The sequence below is a fragment of the Streptomyces cyaneofuscatus genome (genome assembly GCF_000718135.1).
GTDB lineage: Bacteria > Actinomycetota > Actinomycetes > Streptomycetales > Streptomycetaceae > Streptomyces > Streptomyces cyaneofuscatus.
Genome location: NZ_JOEM01000013.1, coordinates 253,828 through 276,764, shown reverse-complemented (window position 1 = coordinate 276,764; position 22,937 = coordinate 253,828). Strand labels below are relative to the sequence as shown.

The 22,937-nt window shown below is 71.6% G+C and carries 20 protein-coding genes and 1 riboswitch; of the genes, 3 read left to right on the top strand and 17 right to left on the bottom strand.

What is annotated here, in order from left to right:
* Positions 1 to 54: 54 nt before the first annotated feature.
* On the top strand, positions 55 to 2,589 hold the full coding sequence (locus IF17_RS0122465) for an ABC transporter permease (protein ID WP_030568695.1): 2,535 nt from the start codon (positions 55 to 57) through the stop codon (positions 2,587 to 2,589).
* Between the two features lie 107 nt (positions 2,590 to 2,696).
* Here the strand turns inward: IF17_RS0122465 and IF17_RS0122460 are convergent, their stop codons facing one another.
* The 3 genes from IF17_RS0122460 to IF17_RS0122450 form a co-directional block, all read right to left on the bottom strand.
* Positions 2,697 to 4,010, bottom strand: a complete 1,314-nt coding sequence (locus IF17_RS0122460) for an SAM-dependent methyltransferase (RefSeq protein WP_030568693.1) — start codon at positions 4,008 to 4,010, stop codon at positions 2,697 to 2,699.
* A gap of 289 nt (positions 4,011 to 4,299) precedes the next feature.
* The gene (locus IF17_RS0122455) at positions 4,300 to 5,688 is read right to left on the bottom strand and encodes an NAD(P)/FAD-dependent oxidoreductase (RefSeq protein WP_015609000.1); all 1,389 of its coding nucleotides are present in this window, start codon (positions 5,686 to 5,688) and stop codon (positions 4,300 to 4,302) included.
* A 387-nt stretch (positions 5,689 to 6,075) separates the two neighbouring features.
* Positions 6,076 to 7,077, bottom strand: a complete 1,002-nt coding sequence (locus tag IF17_RS0122450) for an arsenic resistance protein (RefSeq protein WP_030568690.1) — start codon at positions 7,075 to 7,077, stop codon at positions 6,076 to 6,078.
* A 114-nt stretch (positions 7,078 to 7,191) separates the two neighbouring features.
* Here IF17_RS0122450 and IF17_RS0122445 point away from each other — a divergent pair, with 114 nt between their 5' ends.
* Positions 7,192 to 7,464 (top strand): type II toxin-antitoxin system Phd/YefM family antitoxin, encoded by a 273-nt coding sequence (locus IF17_RS0122445; protein ID WP_030568689.1) that lies wholly within the window; start codon positions 7,192 to 7,194, stop codon positions 7,462 to 7,464.
* Positions 7,461 to 7,730: a type II toxin-antitoxin system RelE family toxin gene (locus tag IF17_RS0122440; RefSeq protein ID WP_030568688.1), complete on the top strand. Its 270-nt coding sequence runs from the start codon at positions 7,461 to 7,463 to the stop codon at positions 7,728 to 7,730. Before IF17_RS0122445 ends, IF17_RS0122440 begins: the two co-directional genes overlap by 4 nt.
* A 36-nt stretch (positions 7,731 to 7,766) precedes the next feature.
* Here the strand turns inward: IF17_RS0122440 and IF17_RS0122435 are convergent, their stop codons facing one another.
* The 14 genes from IF17_RS0122435 to IF17_RS0122370 all read right to left on the bottom strand — a co-directional run bounded on the left by IF17_RS0122435 (position 7,767) and on the right by IF17_RS0122370 (position 22,833).
* Positions 7,767 to 8,708 (bottom strand): Ppx/GppA phosphatase family protein, encoded by a 942-nt coding sequence (locus IF17_RS0122435; protein ID WP_030568687.1) that lies wholly within the window; start codon positions 8,706 to 8,708, stop codon positions 7,767 to 7,769.
* Positions 8,705 to 9,316, bottom strand: a complete 612-nt coding sequence (locus IF17_RS0122430; protein WP_030568686.1) for a DUF501 domain-containing protein — start codon at positions 9,314 to 9,316, stop codon at positions 8,705 to 8,707. The genes IF17_RS0122435 and IF17_RS0122430 overlap by 4 nt, the downstream gene beginning before the upstream one ends.
* Positions 9,317 to 9,400: 84 nt before the next feature.
* Positions 9,401 to 9,871 (bottom strand): FtsB family cell division protein, encoded by a 471-nt coding sequence (locus IF17_RS0122425; protein WP_018515626.1) that lies wholly within the window; start codon positions 9,869 to 9,871, stop codon positions 9,401 to 9,403.
* Between the two features lie 111 nt (positions 9,872 to 9,982).
* Positions 9,983 to 11,263, bottom strand: coding sequence for a phosphopyruvate hydratase (gene eno, locus IF17_RS0122420; RefSeq protein WP_018515627.1), 1,281 nt, complete (start codon positions 11,261 to 11,263; stop codon positions 9,983 to 9,985).
* Positions 11,264 to 11,657: 394 nt separating this feature from the next.
* Entirely contained in the window at positions 11,658 to 12,374 is a 717-nt protein-coding gene (locus IF17_RS0122415) for a LysM peptidoglycan-binding domain-containing protein (protein ID WP_018515628.1), read from the bottom strand.
* Between the two features lie 5 nt (positions 12,375 to 12,379).
* Positions 12,380 to 12,561: riboswitch (cyclic di-AMP (ydaO/yuaA leader) on the bottom strand.
* Between the two features lie 291 nt (positions 12,562 to 12,852).
* Positions 12,853 to 13,947, bottom strand: coding sequence for a transglycosylase family protein (locus tag IF17_RS0122410; protein ID WP_030568685.1), 1,095 nt, complete (start codon positions 13,945 to 13,947; stop codon positions 12,853 to 12,855).
* 187 nt (positions 13,948 to 14,134) lie between these two features.
* Positions 14,135 to 15,451, bottom strand: a complete 1,317-nt coding sequence (locus tag IF17_RS0122405) for a cytochrome P450 family protein (RefSeq protein ID WP_030568683.1) — start codon at positions 15,449 to 15,451, stop codon at positions 14,135 to 14,137.
* Positions 15,448 to 17,019 carry a tetratricopeptide repeat protein gene (locus tag IF17_RS1000000139505; RefSeq protein ID WP_051884091.1) on the bottom strand — a complete coding sequence of 524 codons (1,572 nt, stop codon included), beginning with the start codon at positions 17,017 to 17,019 and terminating at the stop codon, positions 15,448 to 15,450. The genes IF17_RS0122405 and IF17_RS1000000139505 overlap by 4 nt, the downstream gene beginning before the upstream one ends.
* A gap of 36 nt (positions 17,020 to 17,055) precedes the next feature.
* Positions 17,056 to 18,051, bottom strand: coding sequence for a nucleoside triphosphate pyrophosphohydrolase (locus tag IF17_RS0122395; RefSeq protein WP_030568678.1), 996 nt, complete (start codon positions 18,049 to 18,051; stop codon positions 17,056 to 17,058).
* An 80-nt stretch (positions 18,052 to 18,131) separates the two neighbouring features.
* Positions 18,132 to 18,788: a SurA N-terminal domain-containing protein gene (locus tag IF17_RS0122390; protein ID WP_030568677.1), complete on the bottom strand. Its 657-nt coding sequence runs from the start codon at positions 18,786 to 18,788 to the stop codon at positions 18,132 to 18,134.
* Positions 18,789 to 18,928: 140 nt separating this feature from the next.
* On the bottom strand, positions 18,929 to 20,566 hold the full coding sequence (locus IF17_RS0122385) for a serine/threonine-protein kinase (RefSeq protein WP_030568675.1): 1,638 nt from the start codon (positions 20,564 to 20,566) through the stop codon (positions 18,929 to 18,931).
* On the bottom strand, positions 20,563 to 21,213 hold the full coding sequence (locus IF17_RS0122380; protein ID WP_030568673.1) for a membrane protein: 651 nt from the start codon (positions 21,211 to 21,213) through the stop codon (positions 20,563 to 20,565). The genes IF17_RS0122385 and IF17_RS0122380 overlap by 4 nt, the downstream gene beginning before the upstream one ends.
* A 138-nt stretch (positions 21,214 to 21,351) precedes the next feature.
* Positions 21,352 to 22,017, bottom strand: a complete 666-nt coding sequence (locus IF17_RS0122375) for a cysteine hydrolase family protein (protein ID WP_425315175.1) — start codon at positions 22,015 to 22,017, stop codon at positions 21,352 to 21,354.
* A 69-nt stretch (positions 22,018 to 22,086) separates the two neighbouring features.
* Positions 22,087 to 22,833 (bottom strand): hypothetical protein, encoded by a 747-nt coding sequence (locus tag IF17_RS0122370; protein ID WP_030568671.1) that lies wholly within the window; start codon positions 22,831 to 22,833, stop codon positions 22,087 to 22,089.
* Positions 22,834 to 22,937 lie beyond the last annotated feature (104 nt).

Below are 22,937 nucleotides of genomic sequence, written 5' to 3'. Positions count from 1 at the left end.
CCCGCCCCCGCGCTCCACGTCCCCCTTCCGGAACCCATCCCAGGACACACAGACATGTTCCGTACCGCCCTGCGCAATGTGCTCGCGCACAAGGCCAGGCTGCTGATGACCGTGCTCGCCGTCATGCTCGGCGTAGCGTTCGTCTCCGGCACCCTCGTCTTCACCGACACCCTCGGCAACGCCTTCCGCAACCAGTCCGCCAAGAGCTACGACGATGTCGCCGTCGCCGTGGAGACCTACGCCGGCGGGCGCGACGAGAAGACCCCCGGCCTCGACGAGGCCACCCTGGAGAAGATCCGCGCGGTGGACGGCGTCGCCGCCGTCACCGGCCGGGTCAACGGCTTCGCCGGGGTCGCCGACCCGGACGGCAAGCTGATCGGCAACGGCTGGTCCAACACCGGCGCCAACTTCGCCCCCGGCAAGGACGGCAAGGACGGCGCGTACGACTTCACCCAGGGCAGCGGCCCCGTGAAGAACGGCCAGATCGCCCTCGACAAGGACACCGCCTCCAAGGGCAAGTACCGCGTCGGTGACCCGGTCCGGGTCGCCACCAACGGCCCGGTGAAGGAGTACACCCTCTCCGGCGTCTTCACCACCGAGGACGGCGCGGTCAATGCGGGCGGCAGCCTGGTGCTCTTCGACACCGCCACCGCCCAGAAGCTCTACCTGAAGCCCGGCGTCTTCCAGAACGCCACCGTTACCGCCGCCGCGGGCGCCTCCGACAAGAAGCTGCTGGACACCATCACGCCGCTGCTGCCGAAGGAAGCCACCGCGCAGACCGGCAAGGCCCTCGCGGACGAGCAGGCCGAGCAGATCGAGTCCGGTCTCAGCAACCTCAACGCCATGCTGCTGGCCTTCGCGGGCATCGCCCTCTTCGTCGGCATCTTCCTCATCGCCAACACCTTCACCATGCTGGTCGCCCAGCGCACCCGTGAGCTGGCCCTGATGCGGGCCATCGGTGCCACGCGCCGCCAGGTCAAGCGCTCGGTGCTGATCGAGGCCGCCGTCGTCGGCGCGCTCGCCTCCGTCATCGGCTTCGCCCTCGGCCTGGGCCTCGCCACCGGTCTGCGCTCCGCGATGGGCCTCCTCGGCGGCAAGATCCCGGCGGGACCGCTGATCGTCTCGCCCACCGCGGTCCTCTCCGCCTTCGCCGTCGGCATCGTGATCACGATCCTGGCCGCCTGGCTGCCCGCCCGCCGGGCCGCGAAGATCGCCCCGGTCGCCGCGATGAGCAGCGTGCACGCCACCGCCTCGGTCAAGTCCCTGGTCGTACGGAACTCGATCGGCGGCTTCATCGCCCTGCTGGGTGCCGTGGGCATCGTGGGCGGCGCGGCGACCGGCGGGACCAACGGCCGGTACCTGGTCGCGGGCGGCGCGTTCCTGGCCCTGATCGGGATCATCATCCTGATCCCGCTGCTCTCCCGCCCGGTCATCGCCCTGGTGCGGCCGGCGATCAGCAAGCTGTTCGGTGTCTCCGGGAAGCTGGCCTCGCAGAACGCGGTCCGCAACCCCCGGCGTACCGGAGCCACCGCCTCCGCCCTGGCGATCGGGCTGACCCTGGTCACCGGCATCTCGGTGCTCGGCGTCACCCTCGGCCAGGCCATCGACAAGATGACCACGGACAACATCAAGGCCGACTACATGGTCTCGATGGCCAGTGGCGACTCCCTCGACAAGTCGGCGCTCACCGCCCTGTCGAAGGCGGACGGCGTCTCCGCGCTCTCCCCGCAGCAGGCCTCGTCCCTCCAGGTGGACGGGGAGTACCACTCCGCCTCCGGCGTCACCCCGGGCGACGTGGAGAAGGTCTTCGCCCTGGACACCGTCTCCGGTTCACTCGCCACGCTGAAGGACGGCCAGGTCGCCGTCGGCTCCAAGACGGCGAAGTCGAACGGCTGGAAGACCGGCGACACCCTTCCCGTGCAGTTCGACGACGAGAAGAAGGGCGAGGTCACGATCGGGGCGCTCTACAAGGAGAACGAGTTCCTCTCGCCCTTCATGATCCCCAAGGAGCTCGCCGACCGGCACAGCGCCTCCTCCCGCCCCGAGATCCGCGAGATCTGGATCAAGACGGACGGCGGCGCGAGCCAGGCCAACGAGCAGTCCATCGTGGACGCGCTCGGCGACAACCCGGCGATGAGCGTCATGGACCGGCAGGACATCCGTGACATGTTCGGCGGCTTCGTGAACACCGCGCTGAACATCATGTACGGGCTGCTCGCCATGGCCCTGCTGATCGCCGTCCTCGGGGTCGTCAACACCCTCGCGATGTCGGTGTTCGAGCGCCAGCAGGAGATCGGCATGCTGCGGGCGATCGGTCTCGACCGGGCCAAGGTCAAGCGCATGATCCGCCTGGAGGCCGTCGTCATCTCGGTCTTCGGCGCGGTGATCGGGGTCGGCCTCGGTGTCTTCCTCGGCTGGGCGATCGGCCGGACCCTGGCCGCCGACATCCCCGGCTACGCCCTGGTCATCCCGTGGGACCGCCTGGCGATCTTCCTGGCCCTGGCCGGCCTGGTGGGCGTCCTCGCCTCGCTGTGGCCCGCCCGCAGCGCCGCGAAGCTCAACATGCTGACGGCGATCAAGACCGAGTAGCCGGAGCTCCCCGGGGACCGGGACGGGACAGGGACGACGAGGGGCCGGTGCACCGCTGGAGAGCGGAGCACCGGCCCCTCGGGCGTGTCCGGAGGTACGCGTACGGGTCAGCCGTCCGCCCTCGCCGCCTCCTCCGTCCAGGCGCGGCTGCGCAGCGGCAGCCGGGAGGAGCCGCCCTCCAGCGGGCGCACCGCGAGAATCTGGTTGACGCCGATCTTGTTGTGCTCGAAGGAGAGCGCGGAGGCGGCCATGTAGAGCCGCCAGACCCTGGCCCGGCCCGGGGAGGTGGCGCGTACCGCCTGCTCCCAGTGGCGCTCCAGGTTGGCCACCCACCGGCGCAGCGTCAGCGCGTAGTGCTCGCGGATCGCCTCCACGTCCCGGGCCTCGAACCCGGCCTCCTCCAGGGTGGCCAGGGTGCGGCCGAGGGGGGCGAGTTCGCCGTCGGGGAAGACGTAGGAGTCGATGAACGCGTCGATGCGGTAGGCGTCCTCGTCCTTCTCGGGGCGGCGGGCGATCTGGTGGTTCAGCAGGCGTCCGCCGGGCTTCAGGAGGGCGTAGAGGTCCTCGGCGTACTCGCGGTAGCGGACCGAGCCGACGTGCTCGGCCATGCCGATCGAGGAGATCGCGTCGTACGGTCCGTCGCGTACGTCCCGGTAGTCCTGGACGCGGATCTCGATCCGGTCGGTCAGCCCCTCCTCGGCGATGCGCTTGCGGGCGTGGGTGGCCTGTTCCTGGGAGAGGGTGATGCCGGTGACCCGCGCCCCGTACTCGCGGGCGGCGTGGATGGCCATGGAGCCCCAGCCGCAGCCGACGTCCAGGAGGCGGTCGCCCTCCTTCAGGGCGAGCTTGCGGCAGACCAGGTCGAGCTTGTCGCGCTGGGCGTCCTCCAGGGTCCCGCCGTCCTGCCAGTAGGCGCAGGAGTAGACCATGGACGGGCCGAGGACCAGGGCGTAGAAGTCGTTGCCCACGTCGTAGTGGTGGCTGATGGCCTCCTTGTCCCGCCGCTTGGTGTGCAGCGGGCCGGTGCGGCGGCGGACCTCCTCGGCGGGCGGGGCGGGCGGCGGCCAGGGGCCGGCCAGCTGGAGGAGGCCGCGGGCGAAGGCGCGTACGGCGGGGTCGCGGACCGGGTGGACGGCGTCCTTGGCGTCGGCGCCCCGGTCCCACAGGAGCCCGGCGATCCGGTCGAGCACCTCGTACAGATCGCCCTCGACATCGATCTCCCCGGCCACCCAGGCGCGGGCCAGGCCCAGTTCGCCGGGCTTCCACAGGAGTCTGCGCAGGGCGCGGCGGTGGCGGATCACGAGGACGGGGGCGCCGGGCGGACCCGATTCGCTGCCGTCCCAGGCCCGGATGCGGACCGGTAGGGGTTCCGAGAGCAGCTCTTCGGCAAGAGCGGTCAGCCGCGATGCGGCGCGTGCCATGGCGCACACCTCCGTGGTGGTGTTCCCGACAAACACAACAAGCCCGATGCGTATGTACGTGCCCATAGTCCCGCCGTGGCAGGGATCGGTGCCACGACGAGGTACGTCTGTGTCAACTCTCCCTCCACGCTCCGTCATCCCGCTACCGGGCAACGAAAGGGCAAAACGCGCGCCCGCCCACGGTGGACACGGCCACGGATACGCCGAAGGGGCCGTCCGCACCACGGATGGCGGACGGCCCCTTCGGGCGTCGTACGGTGCGCTCCCCGCGGAGCGCGTCACCGGGGGGTCAGGAGGCCTTGGCCTTCTCGCCCTCGGACTTGGCGGCGACGGCGGGAGCCGGGGCCGGCTTGGCGGCCTCGTAGAACTCCTCGCGCGGCGTCTCCATGGCGCCGAGCGAGACGACCTCGCGCTTCAGGAAGACCGCGAGGGTCCAGTCGGCGAAGATCCGGATCTTACGGTTCCAGGTCGGCATCGCCATGCCGTGGTAGCCGCGGTGCATGTACCAGGCGAGACGGCCCTTGAGCTTGATCTTCACCTTGCCCATGACGATCATCGCGACGCCCTTGTGCAGGCCGAGACCGGCGACCGCACCCTTGTTGGCGTGGCTGTACTCCTTCTGCGGGAAGCCCCGCATGCCGGAGATCACGTTGTCGCCGAGGACCTTCGCCTGACGCAGCGCGTGCTGGGCGTTGGGCGGGCACCAGGCGTTCGGGTTGCCGGCGCGGCGGCCGACCATGTCCGGCACCTGGGCGTTGTCGCCCGCGGCCCAGATGTAGTCGGTGCCCTGCACCTGGAGCTTCTCGGAGGTGTCCACGTGGCCGCGGGGGCCGAGCGGCAGACCGAAGCGGGCGAGCGCCGGGTTCGGCTTCACACCGGCGGTCCACACGATGGTGCTGGAGTCGACCTCCAGGCCGTTCTTGAGCACCACGTGGCCGTCGACGCAGGAGTCCATCGAGGTGGAGAGGTAGATCTCCACGCCGCGGCTCTCCAGGTGCTCCTTGCCGTAGGCGCCCAGCTTCGGGCCGACCTCGGGAAGGATCTTGTCGGCGGCGTCGACCAGGATGAAGCGCATGTCCTCGCGCTTCACGTTGGTGTAGTACTTCGCCGCGTCGCGGGCCATGTCCTCGACCTCGCCGATGGTCTCCGCGCCGGCGAAGCCGCCGCCCACGAAGACGAACGTGAGCGCCTTGCGGCGGACGTCCTCATCGGTCGTGGAGTCAGCCTTGTCCAGCTGCTCCAGGACGTGGTTGCGCAGGCCGATGGCCTCCTCGATGCCCTTCATGCCGATGCCCTGCTCGGCGAGGCCGGGGATCGGGAAGGTACGGGAGACCGCGCCCATCGCGATGACCAGGTAGTCGAAGGGCAGCTCGTAGGCCTCGCCGACGAGCGGCGCGACCGTGGCGACCTTGCGGTCCTGGTCGATGGTCGTGACACGACCGGTGAGAACCTCAGCCTTGGGCAGCACGCGTCGCAGCGGGACGACGACATGCCGAGGCGAGATGCTGCCTGCGGCAGCTTCGGGGAGGAAGGGCTGGTACGTCATGTACGACCGCGGGTCGACGACCGTGACGGTCGCCTCTCCGTATCGCATCTTCTTCAGAATGCGACGAGCTGCGTACAGGCCTACGTACCCACCGCCTACAACGAGGATCCTGGGACGCTCCGTGGTGCTCATGCCATCGAGTATCCACCTCCCCTCAGGGGGGTGCTCGTGAGCCCCTTCACAAGGATTCACCCACCCTCTGCTACACTTCGCCGCCCACGTGACCCAGGTCATGACCCCGCAGGGGAACCGCAGCACCCCGGGAAACGTTCCTGACCGCCTGTGAGCTGGCCCTTGGCCCTCCAGGAGCACCGCGACGGCACCCCTTTTCACACCTGCGCAACACCCCCGGAACGCGCCTGTACGCCTTCCACGAGGGCCCTCCTGCGGCCCGGGCGGCCCTTGCGGGGACGAACTTCGCCCAAGAGGGCCGAATTCCTTGTGAAGAAGTTCACGAACTTTCTCGCGGCGCCTCTCCGGAAGGGTCCCCCGAGCGGCCCAGCAGGGCCCCGGGGCGGCTCAAAGGTGCAGGTGACGCTGCGGCTGAGCGGGCAGGAGGCGGGGTACGGCGCGGACGTAGAGGACCATGCCGACGACCTCGACGAGGGTCTGCGTGACCACCACGACGGCGGCGATCGCGTACGGGTCGGGGAGGGCCAGCGCGAGGGGAAGGACCACCAGGGAGTTACGCGTCGCCCCGCTGAAGACCACCGCCCGCCCACCGGGCACATCCAGCCGGAAGAGCCGGGCCACGACCTTCCCGGCGACGGCCATCACCACCAGGAACGCCGCGTAGAAGGGGACGACCGCGGCGACGTCGGTGAGGTTCCCGCCCACCTTCGGCACCTGGGAGGCCACGACCACCAGCAGGGTCGCGGCCATCAGCGGGACCATCGTCGTGGTCGCCGCGTCCGACACCTTCCGCCCGCTCTCCCGACGCCCCGCCCAGCCCTGAAGCCCCCAGGCCAGCACGAGCGGGATGACGATCAGGAAGGCGAACGCCTCCAGGAACGGTCCGGCCTCCACGATGTCGGCGAGCCCGGAGCCGAGGAACGCGTACAGGAACACCGGTAGCAGCACCATCTGCGCGACCAGCAGGACCGGGGTCACGGCGAGCAGCCGGCGGGCCGACCCTCCGGCGAGACCGCTGAAGACGATCACGTAGTCGACGCACGGACAGAGCAGCACGAGCAGCGCCCCGAGCCGCACCGCCCGGTCGGCCGGCAGGAACGTGAACAGCGCGGCGACGACGGCCGGCACCACCACGAAGTTCACCATCAGCGCGGCGGAGAGGAACCGCCCGTCGCGCAGCGAGCGCAGCAGCTCGGCCGCCGGGACCTGCAGGAAGGTCACGAACAGGAGCGCGCCCAGGACGGGGTTGATGAGGTGCTCAAGACCCGGCCCGAAGGAAGGCGCCGCGAGACCGAGAAGGGCGCCGAAGGCCATCGCGGCGAGATAGACGGCCACCTGATGGCGTTCCATCAGCTCGACGGCCCCACGCGGCGTGCCGGTGTCGGTCATGTCGTGCGCCCCCAGCGGACTCTTGCGCGGCGCTCCAGGCGATGCCGTCGAGGTTGTCCTGCTCGCCGACGACGACCCCGTACGCGTGTACACGAATACGCGTACACTATTTCCATGGCCGAGAGCACTGTGACTGTACGGGAAGCCCGCGCGCACCTGGCGGACCACATCAACTCCGCCGAGGCGGGCACGCCCACGGTGATCACCCGCAACGGCGAGCCCGTCGCCGCACTGGTGCCCATCGCGGACTTCGACGCGCTGGAGGAAGCGGCGGACGTGCTGCTCGCCCGGGAGGCGGAAGCGGTCCTGGCCGAGGGCGGCCCGACCGTCACGATGGCGGAGCTGCTGGCGGACCTGTTCACCGAGCGCGCTGACGGCGCGGCGTGAAGTACGCGTTCCGGTTCACCGCGGCGGCTCAACGAGAGCTCCGGGCCATCGACCGGCCCGCCGCCATGCGCATCCTCGCCGCGCTGACGGCGCTCGGCGACGACCCGTACCGCGAGGACGCCGACATCAAGAAGCTCACCGGCCCGTCGGGGCTCTACCGGCTCCGGGTGGGCAGCTACCGGGTCGCCTACCAGGTGGAGGACGGCGAGCTGATCATCCTCGTCGTCAAGGTCGGCGACCGGCGGGACGTCTACCGCTCCCTGTGAGTGCGGGGCGGCCCCGCGCCGCCGCCCACAGCTCGATTACGCGGCGCTCCAGGCGATGCCGTCCAGGATGTCGTGCTCGCTGACGACGACCTCGTGCGCGCCCGTCCGCTCCATCACGGCGAGCAGGACGAGGGCGCCCGCCGCGATCACGTCGACCCGGCCCGGGTGCATCACGGGGATCGCGGCGCGCTCCTCGTGGGTGGACTGGAGGAGGTGTTCGGTGATGGCGCGGACCTGGCCGCGGGAGACCCGGGAGTGGTGGATGGCCTCGGAGTCGTACTCCGCCAGCTCCAGTGCGATCCCCGCGATCGTGGTGACCGTGCCCGCCAGGCCGACCAGCGTGGCCGCCTCGGTCAGCGCGACGGTCCCGGCGGCCACGTCCAGGGCGGCGTCGATGTCCGCGCGGATCGCGGCGACCCGCTCGTGGGTGGGCGGGTCCATCACGGTGCCGTCCACGGTCAGGTGACGTTCGGTCATGCGGACGCAGCCGATGTCCACGGAGCGGGCCGCCTCGACCCCGTCCGAGCCGAGCACGAACTCGGTGGAGCCGCCGCCGATGTCGACGACCAGGTACGGCTTCTCCAGGTGGTCGCTGCCGGTCAGCTCCTTGGTGGCGCCGTCGAAGGAGAGCTGCGCCTCCTGGTCGCCGGTGATCACCTCGGGCTCGACACCCAGGATGTCCCGGACGCCGGAGACGAAGTCGGCGCTGTTCTCGGCGTCGCGGGAGGCGGAGGTGGCCACGAAGCGGACGCGTTCGGCACCCAGCTCCTCGATGACCTCGGCGTACTCGCGGCAGGCCGCGAAGGTGCGCTCCAGCGCCTCGGGGGCGAGCCGGCCGGTCCTGTCGACGCCCTGGCCGAGGCGGACGATCGTCATCCGGCGCTCCAGCTGGGTGAAGGAGCCGGTGGCGGGGTCCGCGTCGGCGACGAGGAGCCGGATGGAGTTCGTACCGCAGTCGACGGCGGCGACCCTGGTCATGCGCCCTGCCCTTCGGAGGGGCCGTCGACGGGACGGAAGGCGAAGTGGCCCCCGTCGCCCTCGTCCACCGTCCAGCCGTCCTCGTCCTTCGGCACGCACGGCGTGACGCACGCGCCCTTGGCCCACCACTCCGGCAGCATCGCGATGGCCTCGTCGCCCAGCGGGTTCACCCCGGGCCCGGCGGCCAGCGAGTGGCCGACCAGGACGTGCAGGCACTTCACCCGGTCCGGCATGCCGCCGGCGCTGGGGAAGCCCTCCAGGACCTCGATGGCGTCGCGGCGGGTGATGTAGTCCTCGTGCGCGGCCCGGTAGGCGGCGGCCAGCTCCGGGTCGGTCTCCAGACGGGCCGTCATCTCCTTCATGACCCCGTTCGCCTCCAGCGTGCCGATCGCCGAGGCCGCCCGGGGGCAGGTCAGGTAGTACGTCGTCGGGAACGGCGTGCCGTCCTCCAGACGGGGCTGGGTCTCCACCACGTCCGGGTTGCCGCACGGGCAGCGGTGCGCGATGGCGCGCAGGCCGCGCGGCGGGCGGCCGAGCTGCTGCTCGAACGCGGCGATGTCCGCGTCGGTGGGCTTGGTGGACTCGGTCTGCGGAGGGGGCGTTTCCATGCCTGCCTTGGTTCTGCTCGGAAGCTCGTCGAAAGCTCGTCGGGGGGAAGGGTCGTGGGAGAGGTCGTGGGACAGAGAGAGGCGTCAGTCGCGGTCGGCGCTGTCCACGCCGTCCCAGACGTTCGAGTGCCAGGGGCGGTGGTTCTCGCCGGGTTCTCCGCGGCGGTCCTCCACCGCGTCGGGGTCGGCCACGATGTAGCCGGTCTCGCCGGGGAGGACGTAATGGAGGTGCTGGCGGGCCAGCCGCATGATGTACGCGTCGTCCTGGAGCCGCGCCTTCTCGTCCCGCAGCTCCTCGGTGCGCGCCTTCGCCTCCTGCGAGAGCCGCTCCTGCTCGGCGATCTCGTCGCGCTGGGAGACGTACTGGCGCATCGGGTAGGCGAGCGCGACCACCAGGGAGCAGACCACCAGCGCCAGGAACGCGGCCCGGCCGGTGAGCCGGGAACGGCGGGCCTGGCGGCGGTTCTGGGAGCGGTACACGCGGGCCGCGGTCTGCTCGCCGAGCAGTCGCAGCCTGGTCGCGGTGGAGAACCGGTCGCGGTCCTTCCCGGCCATGTTCTCCCGCCTCCCCATTACGCACGTCCGTCCCCGCACACGGTACGGGACCGGGTGCGGGGACGGGCGGAGGCTACCGTCCCAGGGCCGCGGGTCAGCCCTGGGAAGGGGTCAGCCCTTGAAGCGCGGGAAGGCGGAGCGGCCCGCGTACACCGCGGCGTCGTCGAGGATCTCCTCGATGCGCAGCAGCTGGTTGTACTTGGCGACGCGGTCCGAGCGGGCCGGGGCGCCGGTCTTGATCTGGCCGCAGTTCACGGCGACGGCGAGGTCGGCGATGGTGACGTCCTCGGTCTCGCCGGAGCGGTGCGACATCATGCACTTGAAGCCGTTGCGCTGGGCCAGCTCGACGGCGTCCAGGGTCTCGGTCAGCGAACCGATCTGGTTGACCTTCACGAGCAGGGCGTTGGCGGAGCCCTCCTCGATGCCGCGGGCCAGGCGCTCGGGGTTGGTGACGAAGAGGTCGTCGCCGACGATCTGCACCTTGGAGCCGATGCGGTCGGTGATGACCTTCCAGCCGGCCCAGTCGTCCTCGTACAGCGGGTCCTCGATGGAGACCAGCGGGTACGCGGAGACGAGCTCCTCGTAGTACTCGGTCATCTCGGCGGCCGAGCGGGACTTGCCCTCGAACTCGTAGACGCCGTCCTTGTAGAACTCGGACGCGGCGACGTCGAGCGCGAGTGCGACGTCGCGGCCCGGGACGTAACCGGCCTCCGTGATGGCCTCGACGATGAGGTCCAGGGCGGCGCGGTTGGACTCCAGGTTCGGGGCGAAGCCGCCCTCGTCGCCGAGTCCGGTGGACAGGCCCTTGGTCTTGAGGACCTTCTTCAGCGTGTGGTAGATCTCCGCGCCCCAGCGCAGGGCCTCGGAGAAGGACTCCGCGCCGATCGGGGCGATCATGAACTCCTGGATGTCCACGTTGGAGTCGGCGTGCGAGCCGCCGTTCAGGATGTTCATCATCGGAACGGGCAGCAGGTGCGCGTTCGGGCCGCCGAGGTAGCGGAAGAGCGGCAGGTCGGACGCCTCGGAGGCGGCGTGCGCGACGGCGAGCGAGACACCGAGGATGGCGTTCGCGCCGAGCGAGGCCTTGTTCTCGGTGGCGTCCAGGTCGAACATCGCCTGGTCGATGAGGCGCTGCTCGGTGGCGTCGTACCCGACGAGCTCCGGGCCGATCTGCTCGATGACGGCGAGGACGGCCTTCTCGACGCCCTTGCCCTGGTAGCGGTTGGGGTCACCGTCGCGAAGCTCAACAGCCTCGAACGCACCGGTGGAGGCGCCGGACGGAACGGCAGCACGGCCCGTGCTGCCGTCGTCGAGGCCAACCTCGACCTCGACCGTGGGGTTGCCCCGGGAGTCGAGGATTTCCCTGGCTACGACGACGTCGATGGACGGCACGAGGCATCTCCTTCTGGGATATGACGCTGGTTGTGCAGGGTCACTGTGGCCTTGCGACACGAGCCTAACCGGCCCGGCCGCGTCAGTCGGCCGACCGCCCGTCTCCTGGGACGAAAAAGGACCCAAGGGCCAGCATCACGGGACAAATCTCTAGAAATCTACTGGGCGGTAACAAGCGGCGGGGGTGCGATGCCGACAAGAAGTGAACGGATCGCCCCCATCCCCATCTCTCCATCCCCATCCCCCGTCGGCGTCCTTCCCACGGAAAGACCGGCACCCTTCTCACGGAAAGACCCCGGCCCGGCGCGCACGGGGGGAGTAGCGCGCCGGGCCGGGGAGCCGTGCGAGGGAGGGTGCCGCCGGACCCCCTCCCTCAGGGGAGGAGAGCCGGCTGTTACTTCAGGTGGAGCTGCTGACCCGGGAAGATCAGGTCCGCGTCCTTGACGATGTCGTCGTTGAGCTTGAAGAGCTTGCTCCAGCCGCCCTTGACGCCTTCCTTGTCGGCGATCTTGCTCAGGGTGTCGCCGGTCTTGACCTTGTACTCACCGTCGCCCTTCTGGACCTTCTCACCGGTCGGGGTGGTGACGGTCTTCTTGGAGCTCTCGGCCTTGGGGGCGGCCGGGGCGGTGCGCTGCTCGCTGCGCGTGGTGGGCTGCTCGGCCTTGCGCTCGGGCTGCGCCTGCTCGGGCTTGCTCGCGGACTGGCCGGAGCCGGTGTTCACGCCCGGGTCCACACCGTCGTTGGTGAGGCCGCCGGCACCGGCGCAGGCCCAGGCACCCGGGCCCTGCATGTCGAGGAGCTTCTCGGCGGTGGCGATCTGCTGGTCCTTGGAGGCCAGGTCGGCGCGCGAGGCGTACTGCGTACCGCCGGCGGCGGCCCAGCTCGACTGCGAGAACTGCAGCCCGCCGTAGTAGCCGTTGCCGGTGTTGATGGACCAGTTGCCGCCGGACTCGCACTGGGCGACGGCGTCCCAGGTCTCGACGGAGGCGGCGGAAGCGTTGGTGGCGCCCATCAGCGGGACGGCCACGGCGGCACCGGTGATGCCCGCGAGGGTGGCGAAACGGACGGTCTTCGAGGGGCGGCGGTGCTTGCCCTTGCTGTTCAGCAGCATGGAACGGATCTCCTCACCGACGCCTACGAGGTGAGCTGTCGGGTTCGGGCTGATGAGTTGCCCGGTCGCGCGACCTTGCGCGCGACTTCACCCCAAGCCGTTCCCGTACGTCCCCGACTTCGAAGGGGCTGTACGGACCCGGCGGCCTACCTGGGTCCCCCGCTCCTGCCTACGGCGCTTTACGCGTCTGTTCCCTTCGACCGACGGCAGGATTCGGCGTGACGGTCGACGGGGCCCGCGGTGCGAGCGGTTCCGACCGTAAACACAGGCAACCCCGACATTCAAAGATGGACATACTGGTCCAATCGGCGCTTACTTGCTCACCCTGACGGATCATTTCCGCAGGTCGGAGGGGATCTGCGCCGAGCGGGCGGACGCGACACGCCAGTTGCAGCAAAGAGACCCATGTCTCACTTACGCATAAGTGGACATAGGCCTCTGAACTACCCGCGATTTTGGGGTGTTTTCCCGAATTCGATCAGTTGGCCGCGGGCGTCTCCGCGCCCGTTCCGGCGCCCGCATCGGCGCCGGTCTCGGCACCGTTCTCGGCACCTTCCGCGGCGCTCTGACCCAGCCCCAGATCCAAGCTCTGGCCGGGCAGGATCAGGTCCGGGTCGGAGCCCAGGAGGTCCTTGTTGGCCTCGTACAGGCCCGTCCAGCCCTGGGGGAGTTCCTGGGCGTCCGCGATGGCCCAGAGGTTGTCCCCGGGCTGCACGGTGTAGCCGCCACCGGTGACCGCGCCGCCGTCCCGCGCGTCACCCTCGCCCCGCGAGGCGTGCCGGCCGGACTCGCGGGGGCCGTCCTCCTGACCCACCGCACCGGCCTCCTCGGGGGCCGGTGCGCCGCGGTGCTTGCCGCCGGTGCGGTCGGCGCCCTGCGAGGCGTCGGGCGCGGAGGTGGAGGGCTGCGAGGCGTCAGGAGAGCCGGGGGTGCCGGTCTTTCCGGTGGCGGGGGGCGTGGAAGGCTTCACCGAGGGGTCGAGGGTGTCGGCGCCGCCCTTCTTCTCCTCCTTGCCGGTTCCGTCCGTCTTGTCGGTGGAGTCCGTGGTGCCGGTCTTGCCCGTGGTACCGGTCGAGCCCGTGTTGCCCGAACCTCCCGCTTCACCCTTTTCATCCGCTTCGTCCGCCGGAGCGGTCGTCGGGTCCTGGGTGGGGTCGGTGGAGGGCGCGGTACCGGGGTCGACACCGGGCAGGCTGCCGTCCACCGCGAGGCCGGAGATCACCGCACAGCTCGGCCACGCCTGCGGGCCCTTGTCGTCCAGGACCTTCTCGGCGACGGCGATCTGCTGCGAGCGGCTGGCCAGGTCGGCCCGCTCCGCGAAGGCGTCGCCGCCGTACGCCGACCAGGTCTCCTGCGAGAACTGGAGCCCGCCGTAGTAGCCGTTGCCGAGGTCGGCACTCCACATGCCGCCGCTCTCGCACTCCGCGACCCGGTCCCAGGTGGTGGCGTCGGCTGCGTGTGCGCCCGCCGCGCCGAGGAGCGGAATGGCGATGGCCGATCCGGTCACGCCTGCGGCGACGACGATGGCGGGTGCCTGACGAGGGCGGCGGTGTCTGCCGTTCGCGGAGCCCATGGGATATGCCTTCCGTGCGACTGACAAGCAAGAACTGACAAGACTGACAAGCAAGAACTGAGGAGCAAGAAGCTGTTGAACAAGTGACGCGTGGGCAACCGGTGAACAGCGGCCGACGCGTCGAACCGTGAACCTAGCGGGACTCGAACGCATGTCACAAGTCGATGCAGCGCAGATCACGTGAAAGTCACAGAGGTGACAGCGTGTCACTTTGTTCGAGGCGGCGACCGGGCTCGAACTGCACCGGCAGGGTGCGCAGTCCGCGCATGATGAGCCCGCCGCGCCAGCGCAAATCGCCAGGTTCTGCGGCAAGTCGCAGGTCAGGAAGGCGTCTCAGCAGGGTCGCCACCGCGGCCTGCCCCTCCAGCCGGGCCAGCGGTGCCCCCAGGCAGTAGTGGATTCCGTGACCGTAGCCGAGATGCTGATTGTCACTCCGTGACAGATCGAGCGCGTCCGGATCCGCGAACCGTTCCGGGTCCCGGTCCGCCGCCGCCAGCACCACCAGCACCGGGTCCCCCGCCGCGATCTCCTGGCCGCCGAGCGTCAGCGCCTCGGTGGCGTACCGCCAGGTCGCGAGCTCGACCGGGCCGTCGAACCGGAGCAACTCCTCGATCCCGGTGGCCAGCAGCGCGCTCTCGCCCGCCGCCAGCGACTCTTCGAGCCGGGCGCGCTGTTCGGGGTGGCGGAGGAGTGCGTACGTACCGTTCCCGATCAGGTTCACCGTCGTCTCGAACCCGGCGAAGAGCAGGATGAACGCCATCGCCGCGGCCTCGTTCTCGGTGAGGTGCTCGCCGTGGTCGCTGGCCCGGATCAGCCCGGAGATCAGGTCGTCACCGGGGTTCTCCCTCTTCCGGTGGATGAGTTCGGCGAGATAGCCGCGCATCTTCTTCACCGACCGGGCCACCCCGCCGCGCGGCCCGCCGCCGTGGCGGATCATCATGCCCGCCCAGTCCCGGAAGTCGTCCTGGTCCTCGCGCGGGACGCCGAGCAGATCGCAGATGGCGTAGATGGGGAGCGGGAAGGCGAAGTCGTGGATGAGGTCCGCCTCCCCGTCCTCGATGAAGCGGTCGATGAGCCGGTCCGTCAGCTCCTGCACGCGGGGCGCGAACTCCGCGACCCGGCGCGGGGTGAACGCCTTGGAGACGAGCCGGCGCAGCCGGGTGTGGTCCGGCGGGTCGATGTTGAGCAGATGCGTCATCAGCTCCGCCTTGCGCTCCCCCGGGATGCCCGTCTTCCCCTTGGCCGCCGCGGACCCGGCGTGGTTCGCCGGGTTCTTGGAGAGCCGCGCGTCGGCGAGCGCCTGCTTGGCGTCCCCGTACCGGGTCACGAGCCACGCCTCGACCCCGCTGGGCAGCGCGGTGCGGTGCACGGGGCTGTGCTCGCGGAGCCAGGCGTAGGCGGGGTAGGGGTCGGTGGCGAACTCCCAGGTGAAGAGTTCGGGGGCGGCTGGGGCGTCTTCGCGGGGCGCGGGGGTGTGGTGGGGGCAGGCGGGGGTGTCGGTCACTCCTCGACGGTATCGGGCGGGGTCTTGACGAGCGCCCGCAGCATGTCTGCGGCCCCCTGCGCGCCCTCGTCGCCGGACTCGCCCAGCCGGTCCAGCCAGTAGACCGCTCGATCGGCGAGCAGCAGGGCGAGGTCGGTCCGCGCATCGGCGTCACCGGCCTCCGCCGCGCGCTCCAGATACGTGATGGCGGGGACGACTTGTCCACGGTCGGCCAGTGCCCGCCCCACGATGCCGGCAGCCTCCACGCCGCCCGCGTCGGCGGAGTGCCGGAACCAGTCCTCGGCGTACTGTGCCTGTCCGGTCGCCTCGTACAGGCGGCCGAGCACCAGGCCGACCTCCGGGCGTCCGTCCGCCACACGCTCCAACTCGCTCTGGGCGCAATCCACCACGAGTTCCCGCAGGTCCGGATCGCCCCGGACGGCTTCCAGGGCATGGAGCCAGAGGTTCAGCGGCACGGGCGGAGCGTCCGGACGGGACACCGCGTCGCGGTGCAGGGAGGCGAAGCACCGCCAGCTGTCGGGCTCCGCACCCGGGACCAGCAGCCCGGTGACGCCGTGCCGGACCTTGGACGCCCACGCGAGAGCGTCCTCGAACGACTCCCCGGCCGCCTGCGCGGCCTCCTGCTCGTAGAGCGCGCACAGTTCGCGCAGCAGACTCGACGGGACGGCGGTGTCGTCCGTACCGCACCGAGCCAGGTCCATGGCGACGCGCACCAGCAGATGGCCGTGCGGGTGGGCGTTCGGGCGGCGGGCACGCCACCACTCGTCCCACAGCTCCGGGCCGACGGCGAGGAACGCGGCGGTGTCGGTGCCCCCACTCCAGTAGTAGACGTCGCCCAGCCGCAGGTCCTCGATCGCCTCGCGCAGCCGCCCCTGCTCGTCCTTCGTCCACGCGCGGCTCAGCTCCACCGGGTCGACGCCGACCAGCACCCTGGCGCGGGCCTGTCCACCGAAACGGTGGGCGTCGTACGCCTCGTCGCTCATCGTGGCGATCACCGGGACGCGCAGGCGGACGAGTTCGGCGAGGAGCGCCGGGGTCAGGCCGTGGTCGCCGAGATAGCCCTCCAGCTCGTCCAGCCAGATCACGCACCGGTCCTCGCCCCGGCCGCGCAGCACGGCGGGCAGGCCGCGCAGATCCGTGCCGGCCGCGGGGCCGAGGAAGCGGGTCGTGCCCGGCAGGTTCGTGAGCATCGCCGCCCAGGCGGTCCGGCTCTTCCCGGACAGGGGCTCGCCGGTCACCAGGACCAGCCCACCGGACCTGGCCGCGGTGCGGACCCGCTCCTTCAGCACACCGTCGCCGTCCCGGGCGACGTACGGGGGCAGCGGTGGCTCGTCGCCGATCCTCCGGGTACGCCGCACGCCGGAGGCGATCGGGTCGGCCGCGTCGAGCCGGGGCCAGTCGGCGACCGGGGGCAGGCCGGAGGGCGGCTGCTGCCCGTAGTAGGTGTGCATGCCGCCGTTGAGGGTCCCGGCCTGGACGACCGGCGCGTGAAAGGCGCCCCCCGAGACGGAGTTGCCTACCCCCACCACCGTGCCGTCCGGCGCTTCCCGTTCCCCGGCCACACCCATCCCCCCGCCCCTCGTACGACCTCTCAGGTCACCGTACTAACCCGCCCCGCCCTCCGCCGCAACGATCGCGTCTCTGTACGCCCGGGCCGCAGCGCGCAGGGCGGCTTCCGGGTCGGTGCCGTTCGCCTCGGCGGACACAGCCAGGGCGAGGAGCTCGTAGCCGATGGTGTCGCCCGTCGGGAGGGGGACGTCGAGGCCGGCCGTACGGACGCGGCTGCCGAGCTTGGCCGCGAGGGCCAGGCCCGGTTGGCCGAGAGGGACGCCCTCCGTGACCGAGGTGCGCTGCTTCTCGATCGCCTTCGTGCGGAGCCAGTGCGCGTGGACGTCCTCCGGGGTCTCGGCGGTCTCGTCGCCGAAGACGTGCGGGTGGCGGTGGATCAGCTTCTCGACCAGGCCGCCCGCCACGTCGTCCACGTCGAAGGGCTCCTCGGGGTCTTCCTCCGCGATGCGGGCGTGGAAGACGACCTGGAGGAGTACGTCGCCCAGTTCCTCGCGCAGCTCGGTCCGGTCGCCGTCCTCGATCGCCTCGACCAGTTCGTACGCCTCCTCGATGGCGTACTTCGCGAGGCCCTTGTGCGTACGTTGCGAGGTCCACGGGCACTCGCGGCGGATCCGGTCCATGACCTGGACCAGGTCCAGGAGGCGGGCGCCGGGCAGGTCGTACGAGCCGGGGAGCAGCTCCAGGTCCGGCATGGCCACCCGGCCCGAGCCGCCGAGCCGGGCCAGGCCGTCGGTCAGCCGGCTGTCGCCCTCGCCGCCGACCACGACCACGACCGTGCGGCCGCCCGCGCAGGCGGCGACCAGCTCGTCGGCGGTGGGCGCCGCGTGCTCGACGCGGACGCCCGCCTCGCGGAGGTAGGGCAGTTGCGGGTGGTCCGGGTCGGCGGTGAGGACCTGGTCGGCCGCGTGGAGCGTCTGCCAGGCCGGCCAGGACAGCAGGCCGGGCGCGACCCGGTGGCTGGCGGTGAGGAGGACGATACGGCCGGGGGCGGCGGGGGTGGCGGTGGGTGTGCCGGGGGCTTCAGCGTTCACCCGGCGAACCTACCCGCCGTGTCCCGAGGTCAGGCGCCCGCCCGAGCGACTGCCTCAAGCGACCGGCGCAGGCGACCGGCTCAGGCACCCGCCTCCGGCTCCTGCGGGGCGAACTCGGTGACCTGGGTGATCCACGGCGCCTTGTAGGTGCCGAGCTGCATCTTCTGGTCGTCCCAGGCGCCGAAGCGCGGGTTGACGTCGATCTTCAGCTGCTTCGACGCCTTGGTCAGCGCCTCGCCGACGACCTGCTGGCCGGCGGGGGTGCCGAGGTCCGCGCCGAGCGCCTTGGCCAGCTTCGGGAGCAGCACCTCCTGGCGCATGTCGCCGTCGATCTGGTCCGGGGCGACCCAGCGCTGCTGGAGCATCATCGCCCGCAGCTGCTCCTCGCCGCCGTACTGCGCGCGCCCGGCGGTCCGGGCCTCCTGGATCTCCTTGCGGGTGACGGTGACCCCGGCGTCCTCGGCGGCCTTGTCCAGGATCCGGCCGAAGATCAGCCCGTGCAGCTTGGCGCGGTTGAGCTGGCCCGACTTGTTGACCAGCTGGGCGGCCTCGGGCGAGCTCTCCTGGGCGGCGCGGACGTCGGCCGCCTGGGCCTGGACCGCCGAGACCTCGATCCGCTCGCCGCCCACGACGGCCGCGGCACCGGGGTGGGCCTCGTTGCCGCAGGCGGCCAGGAGTGGGGCCGCCAGCAGGGTTGCGGCGGAGACGGCGAGCGCGGTGCGACGACGGCGGTGCAAAGGAGCCTCCCGTGGAGAGTTTGTGCATCGGTGCACAAGCCTTGCGGTGATCGATGGTAGGCAGTGGATGTGATCGGTGCCACTGATTCGACCAACGATTCGGGAGGAGTTGGGGATGTGGGGCGGCCGTACCCCTGGAATCAGCCGCCCCGGACGTCCTGCTGGTGGCTGAGGCGGCGGCGCAGGTCCACGGGGAGCGGGTGGTGCGGGCCGTACGTGCGCTCCGCGTCGTACAGCAGGGCCTGGAGCTGGGCGCGGCCCGCCGTGTGGTCCCCGACCGCGAGCAGGAGCTGCCCGATGCGGTGCCGGATGTCGAGCGCCCGGCCGGGGTCGGTGGTGACCGGCCCGTAGGCGTTCTCGTAGTACGGGAGGACCGCGCGGTACTCGCCGAGCGCGGCCGTGGCCTCGCCGAGCTGCTCCAGGCACTGGGCGGCGTCGTAACGGAACTGGAGGACCTGGATGTCGGCCGGTCCGGTCTCGGCGGTGCGGTCCTCCGCGAGGCGGCGCAGCTCCGGGAGGGCGCGGCGGAACTGTCCGTCGTCCATCAGCGTCGCCGCGTACTGCTTGCGCAGGATGCGGACGACCGGGGAGCGCTCGCCGTGCTCGGCGGCGGCCGCCGGGAGGATCGCGCCGAGGATGTCCACGGCCTGGGTGATCCGGCCCTCGCCGAGCAGCTTCTTGACCTCGTCCACGGCCTGGGCGACGTCCGGCCGGGCGGGCGGCGGGGTGAAGTTGGTGGGCGCCGTGAGCGGCGGGGGCGGGGAGAGGAGGGAGGCGACGGCGGGCCAGGGGGTGGTGGTTGCCTGGGCCTGCGACGGTACGGAGACGGCTGCGGGTACGGGCGCGGAGGCCGGGGTCGTGGCCCGGTCCGGCCAGGGAGCGTGCGGGCGCAGGAAGGGGCGGGTCGGGTCGAGGGGCGCGGTGGGCGTCCCGTGCTGGGGCAGCAGCGGGGCCAGCTCCTCGTACACCTCCTGCGCGGAGGCGGGCCGGTCCTGCGGGTCCTTGGCGAGCAGCCGCAGCACGAGCGCTTCCAGGGCGGCGGGGACCTCGGGGCGGGCCTGCCGGACCGGGACCGGCGGCTCGTAGAGGTGGCGGTGCAGCACGCCGAGCGCGGTGGACCCGGCGAACGGCACGTCCCCGCTGAGCAGTTCGTGCAGGACGACCCCGAGGGCGTACAGATCGGTGTACGGGCCGACCGCGCCGCCCATCGCCTGCTCGGGGGCCATGTAGGCCGGGGAGCCGATCGGTGAACCGGTGTGGGTGAGGCGGGTGGTGTCCGTGTCGAGGACGGAGGCGACACCCAGGTCGAGCACGGTGACGGTGCCGTCGGGCCGGACCATCACGTTCCGGGGCTTCAGGTCGCGGTGCACGATCGGCACCGCGTGCACCGCGCTCAGGACGGCGCAGAGCTGGGCGGCGACCGCGACCGCCCAGGGCCAGGGGTACGGGGTCCGCTCGGCGAGGTGGTCGGCGAGGTCGGCGCCCTCCACGTGCTGCATGACGAGGTAGAGGTCCTCGCCGTCGCTGCCCGCGTCATGGACGGTGACCAGGCCGGGGTGGTCCACCTGCGCGGTGACCCGGCACTCGCGGACGAACCGGCGGCGCAGCTCGTCGGCGGCGTCGCTGCCGGTGGGCCCGGCGACCCGGTCCGGGCGCAGCAGCTTCACGGCGACGCGGCGGTCCAGGCGCTGGTCGTACGCCGTCCAGACCTGGCCCATGCCGCCCTGGCCGAGGATGGAAGCCAGCTCGTACCGCCCGGCGATGACCCGGTTGCTCACCGGCCTTCGCCCTCCTTGTTCTCCTTGCGGAGGTAGTCGCTGAGCTCGTCCAGCTCGGCCCGGACCTGGTCGAGCCGCTGGGGCGCGGGCCTGGGGGTCGGGGTGTCGACGGCGTACGGGTTCGGGGTGGCGGGCGGCGTCGGGTGCTGGGGCTGGGGACGGGCCTGAGGCTGGGCCTGGGCCTGGACGGGCGGCTGGTTGCGGACCTGGGCGGGCGGGTGCTGATGGGCGGCCGGCCCGTACGGAACGGTGGTGGTCGTGGGGCCGGCCGACGGCTGCTGGGTGTCGTACGGTCCGGGCGCCGCGAAGTGCCGCGTCTCCATGATCAGGTAGTACGTGATGACGCCGACGAGGAGCGCTATGAGCCAGCCGACCCCGACCAGCGCCTGGGTGTCCGTCATCTGGTCCTCCTCGGGCAGGGCCGCGAAGAACGCGAACAGGCCGACGGTGAGGACCAGCGTGACGGCCAGCAGCCACCAGTCACGGGCTTTACGGGTGACGACCGCGAGCCTCAGCATCGCCACCCACCCGAGGAACCCGCAGCTCAGCACGGTCAGCACAACAAAGATCGCGCGCAGCGTGGTGAGCGTCCCCGGGGACGGCCGGGACGTCGGCGGCTGCTGCGGCGGATAGCCGTAGCCGTGCATGTGCTGCTCCTGGGAGGCGTACGTGAGTCGGGCGTGTGAGCTGAGCGTATACACCGGCGCCGACAGACCGTCCCCGGTTGTGCCCAACCGTTGCCCAGTAGGTCACCGGGGCGTGACCGTAGGGCACCGTACGGCCCGTCAGCCTGCCGTGGACCCCGCGGGGCGGCCGGTCGCCGCGCCCACCGTGTCCGCCGTGTCCGCCGTTCCAGCCACGCGGGCCGTTCCGGCCGGTCCAGCCGGTCCAGCCGTGAAGTCCACCTCGGCCGTGCGCAGTACGCGGATGCGGCGGCCGGGGAAGCGCAGGTTCCGGTAGATCTCGTTGTGGTGGGCGATCGACGCCTCCGGAGCGGCGTACGGGCCGGAGTCGGAGTCGGGGCCGGGCCGGAGTGACGTGGTGTGGGCGTCGGCGACGAGCACCACGTCGTAGCGGAGGCTCAGCGCCCGCCGGGCCGTGGACTCCACGCAGATCTCGGTGGCGAACCCGGTGACGACGACCTCGGTGACCCCCATGTCCCGCAGGGTGGCGTCGAGTCCGGTGTCCAGGAAGCTGTCGGGGCTCGACTTGGGGACGACCGGCTCGCCCGGCGCGGGCGCGAGTGCGGGGGCGATGCGCCACCCCTCGGTGCCCGGCTCCAGCTCGTCGTCCTGGTGCTGGACCGTCACCACCGGTACGCCGGCCGCCCGGGCCCGCTCCTGGAGTGCGGCGATCCTCGCGACGGTCCGGGCGCCCTGGTGGGCGATGGCCACCAGGGCGTTCTGCATGTCGATGACGAGGAGAGCGGGGATGTGCGGCACGGGGCACACGCTAACGCCGACCGGGCGGTGGCGCACCGGAGTTGTCCCCCGGAGCGGCCTCCCCCGGACACGCGCTCCTCACACCCGGTGCCGTACCCACACGTTCGGCTCGGTGTAGACCGCGTACCCGTGTGCGGGCGAGCAGTGCACCGGCACCAGGGCGCCCGGCACCTCCACCGGACCCTCCGTGTCGAACGGCAGCCCGGTCCATCCCCGCCACTGCTCCAGCGTCCCGCTCACCGTCATCGACACCGGGGCCACCGAGTCCACGACCCCGCCCGCCCGGACGTGGACCCGCAGCCACGGGTCCTCGGGCAGCCCGTCCTCGGCGCGGGTGAGCCGGGCGTACTCCTCCATCGGCAGCGCGGCCCGCAGGTGCTTGCCGCTCGGCCGCACCGGGGCGACGACCTCGCCGAAGCCGTGGAGCCCCGCGTTCTCCCGCATCGCGGCCAGCATCCGGCCCGAGATCCCCTTGCCCTGGTGGCCGGTGGCCACGGTGATCTCCAGCGCGCCGACGGTGTCGGGGGTCCGCCCGCGCCGCAGGTCCGAGAACGCCCACAGCAGCATCCGGTCCCAGCCGTCGGCGGGGAGCTTGCCGCGCCCGGGGGCGTTCAGCTCGAAGGGGACGCTGTAGGCGCGGGCGACCACGGCGCCGTCCGGGTCGGTGGCGACCAGGACGTACTGCGGGAACTCGACGGCGATCCGGCCGAAGTTGGCCCAGCCGACGATGTCCTCCAGGACGAACTCCGGCCAGTTGTCCGGCATCCGGTCCAGGGCGTCGGTGAGTTCGGGGCGCTCGGCGAGCGTGGTGACGTGCAGTTCCATGCGGCCGACGTTAGGCGGCCCGTACCGTCTGCGAACAGGGGTTTTCTATGCGCCGGGCCTTCGTGGCGGCCGACCCGGCAGCCGCTCCCCGGAAGCCCGCACCG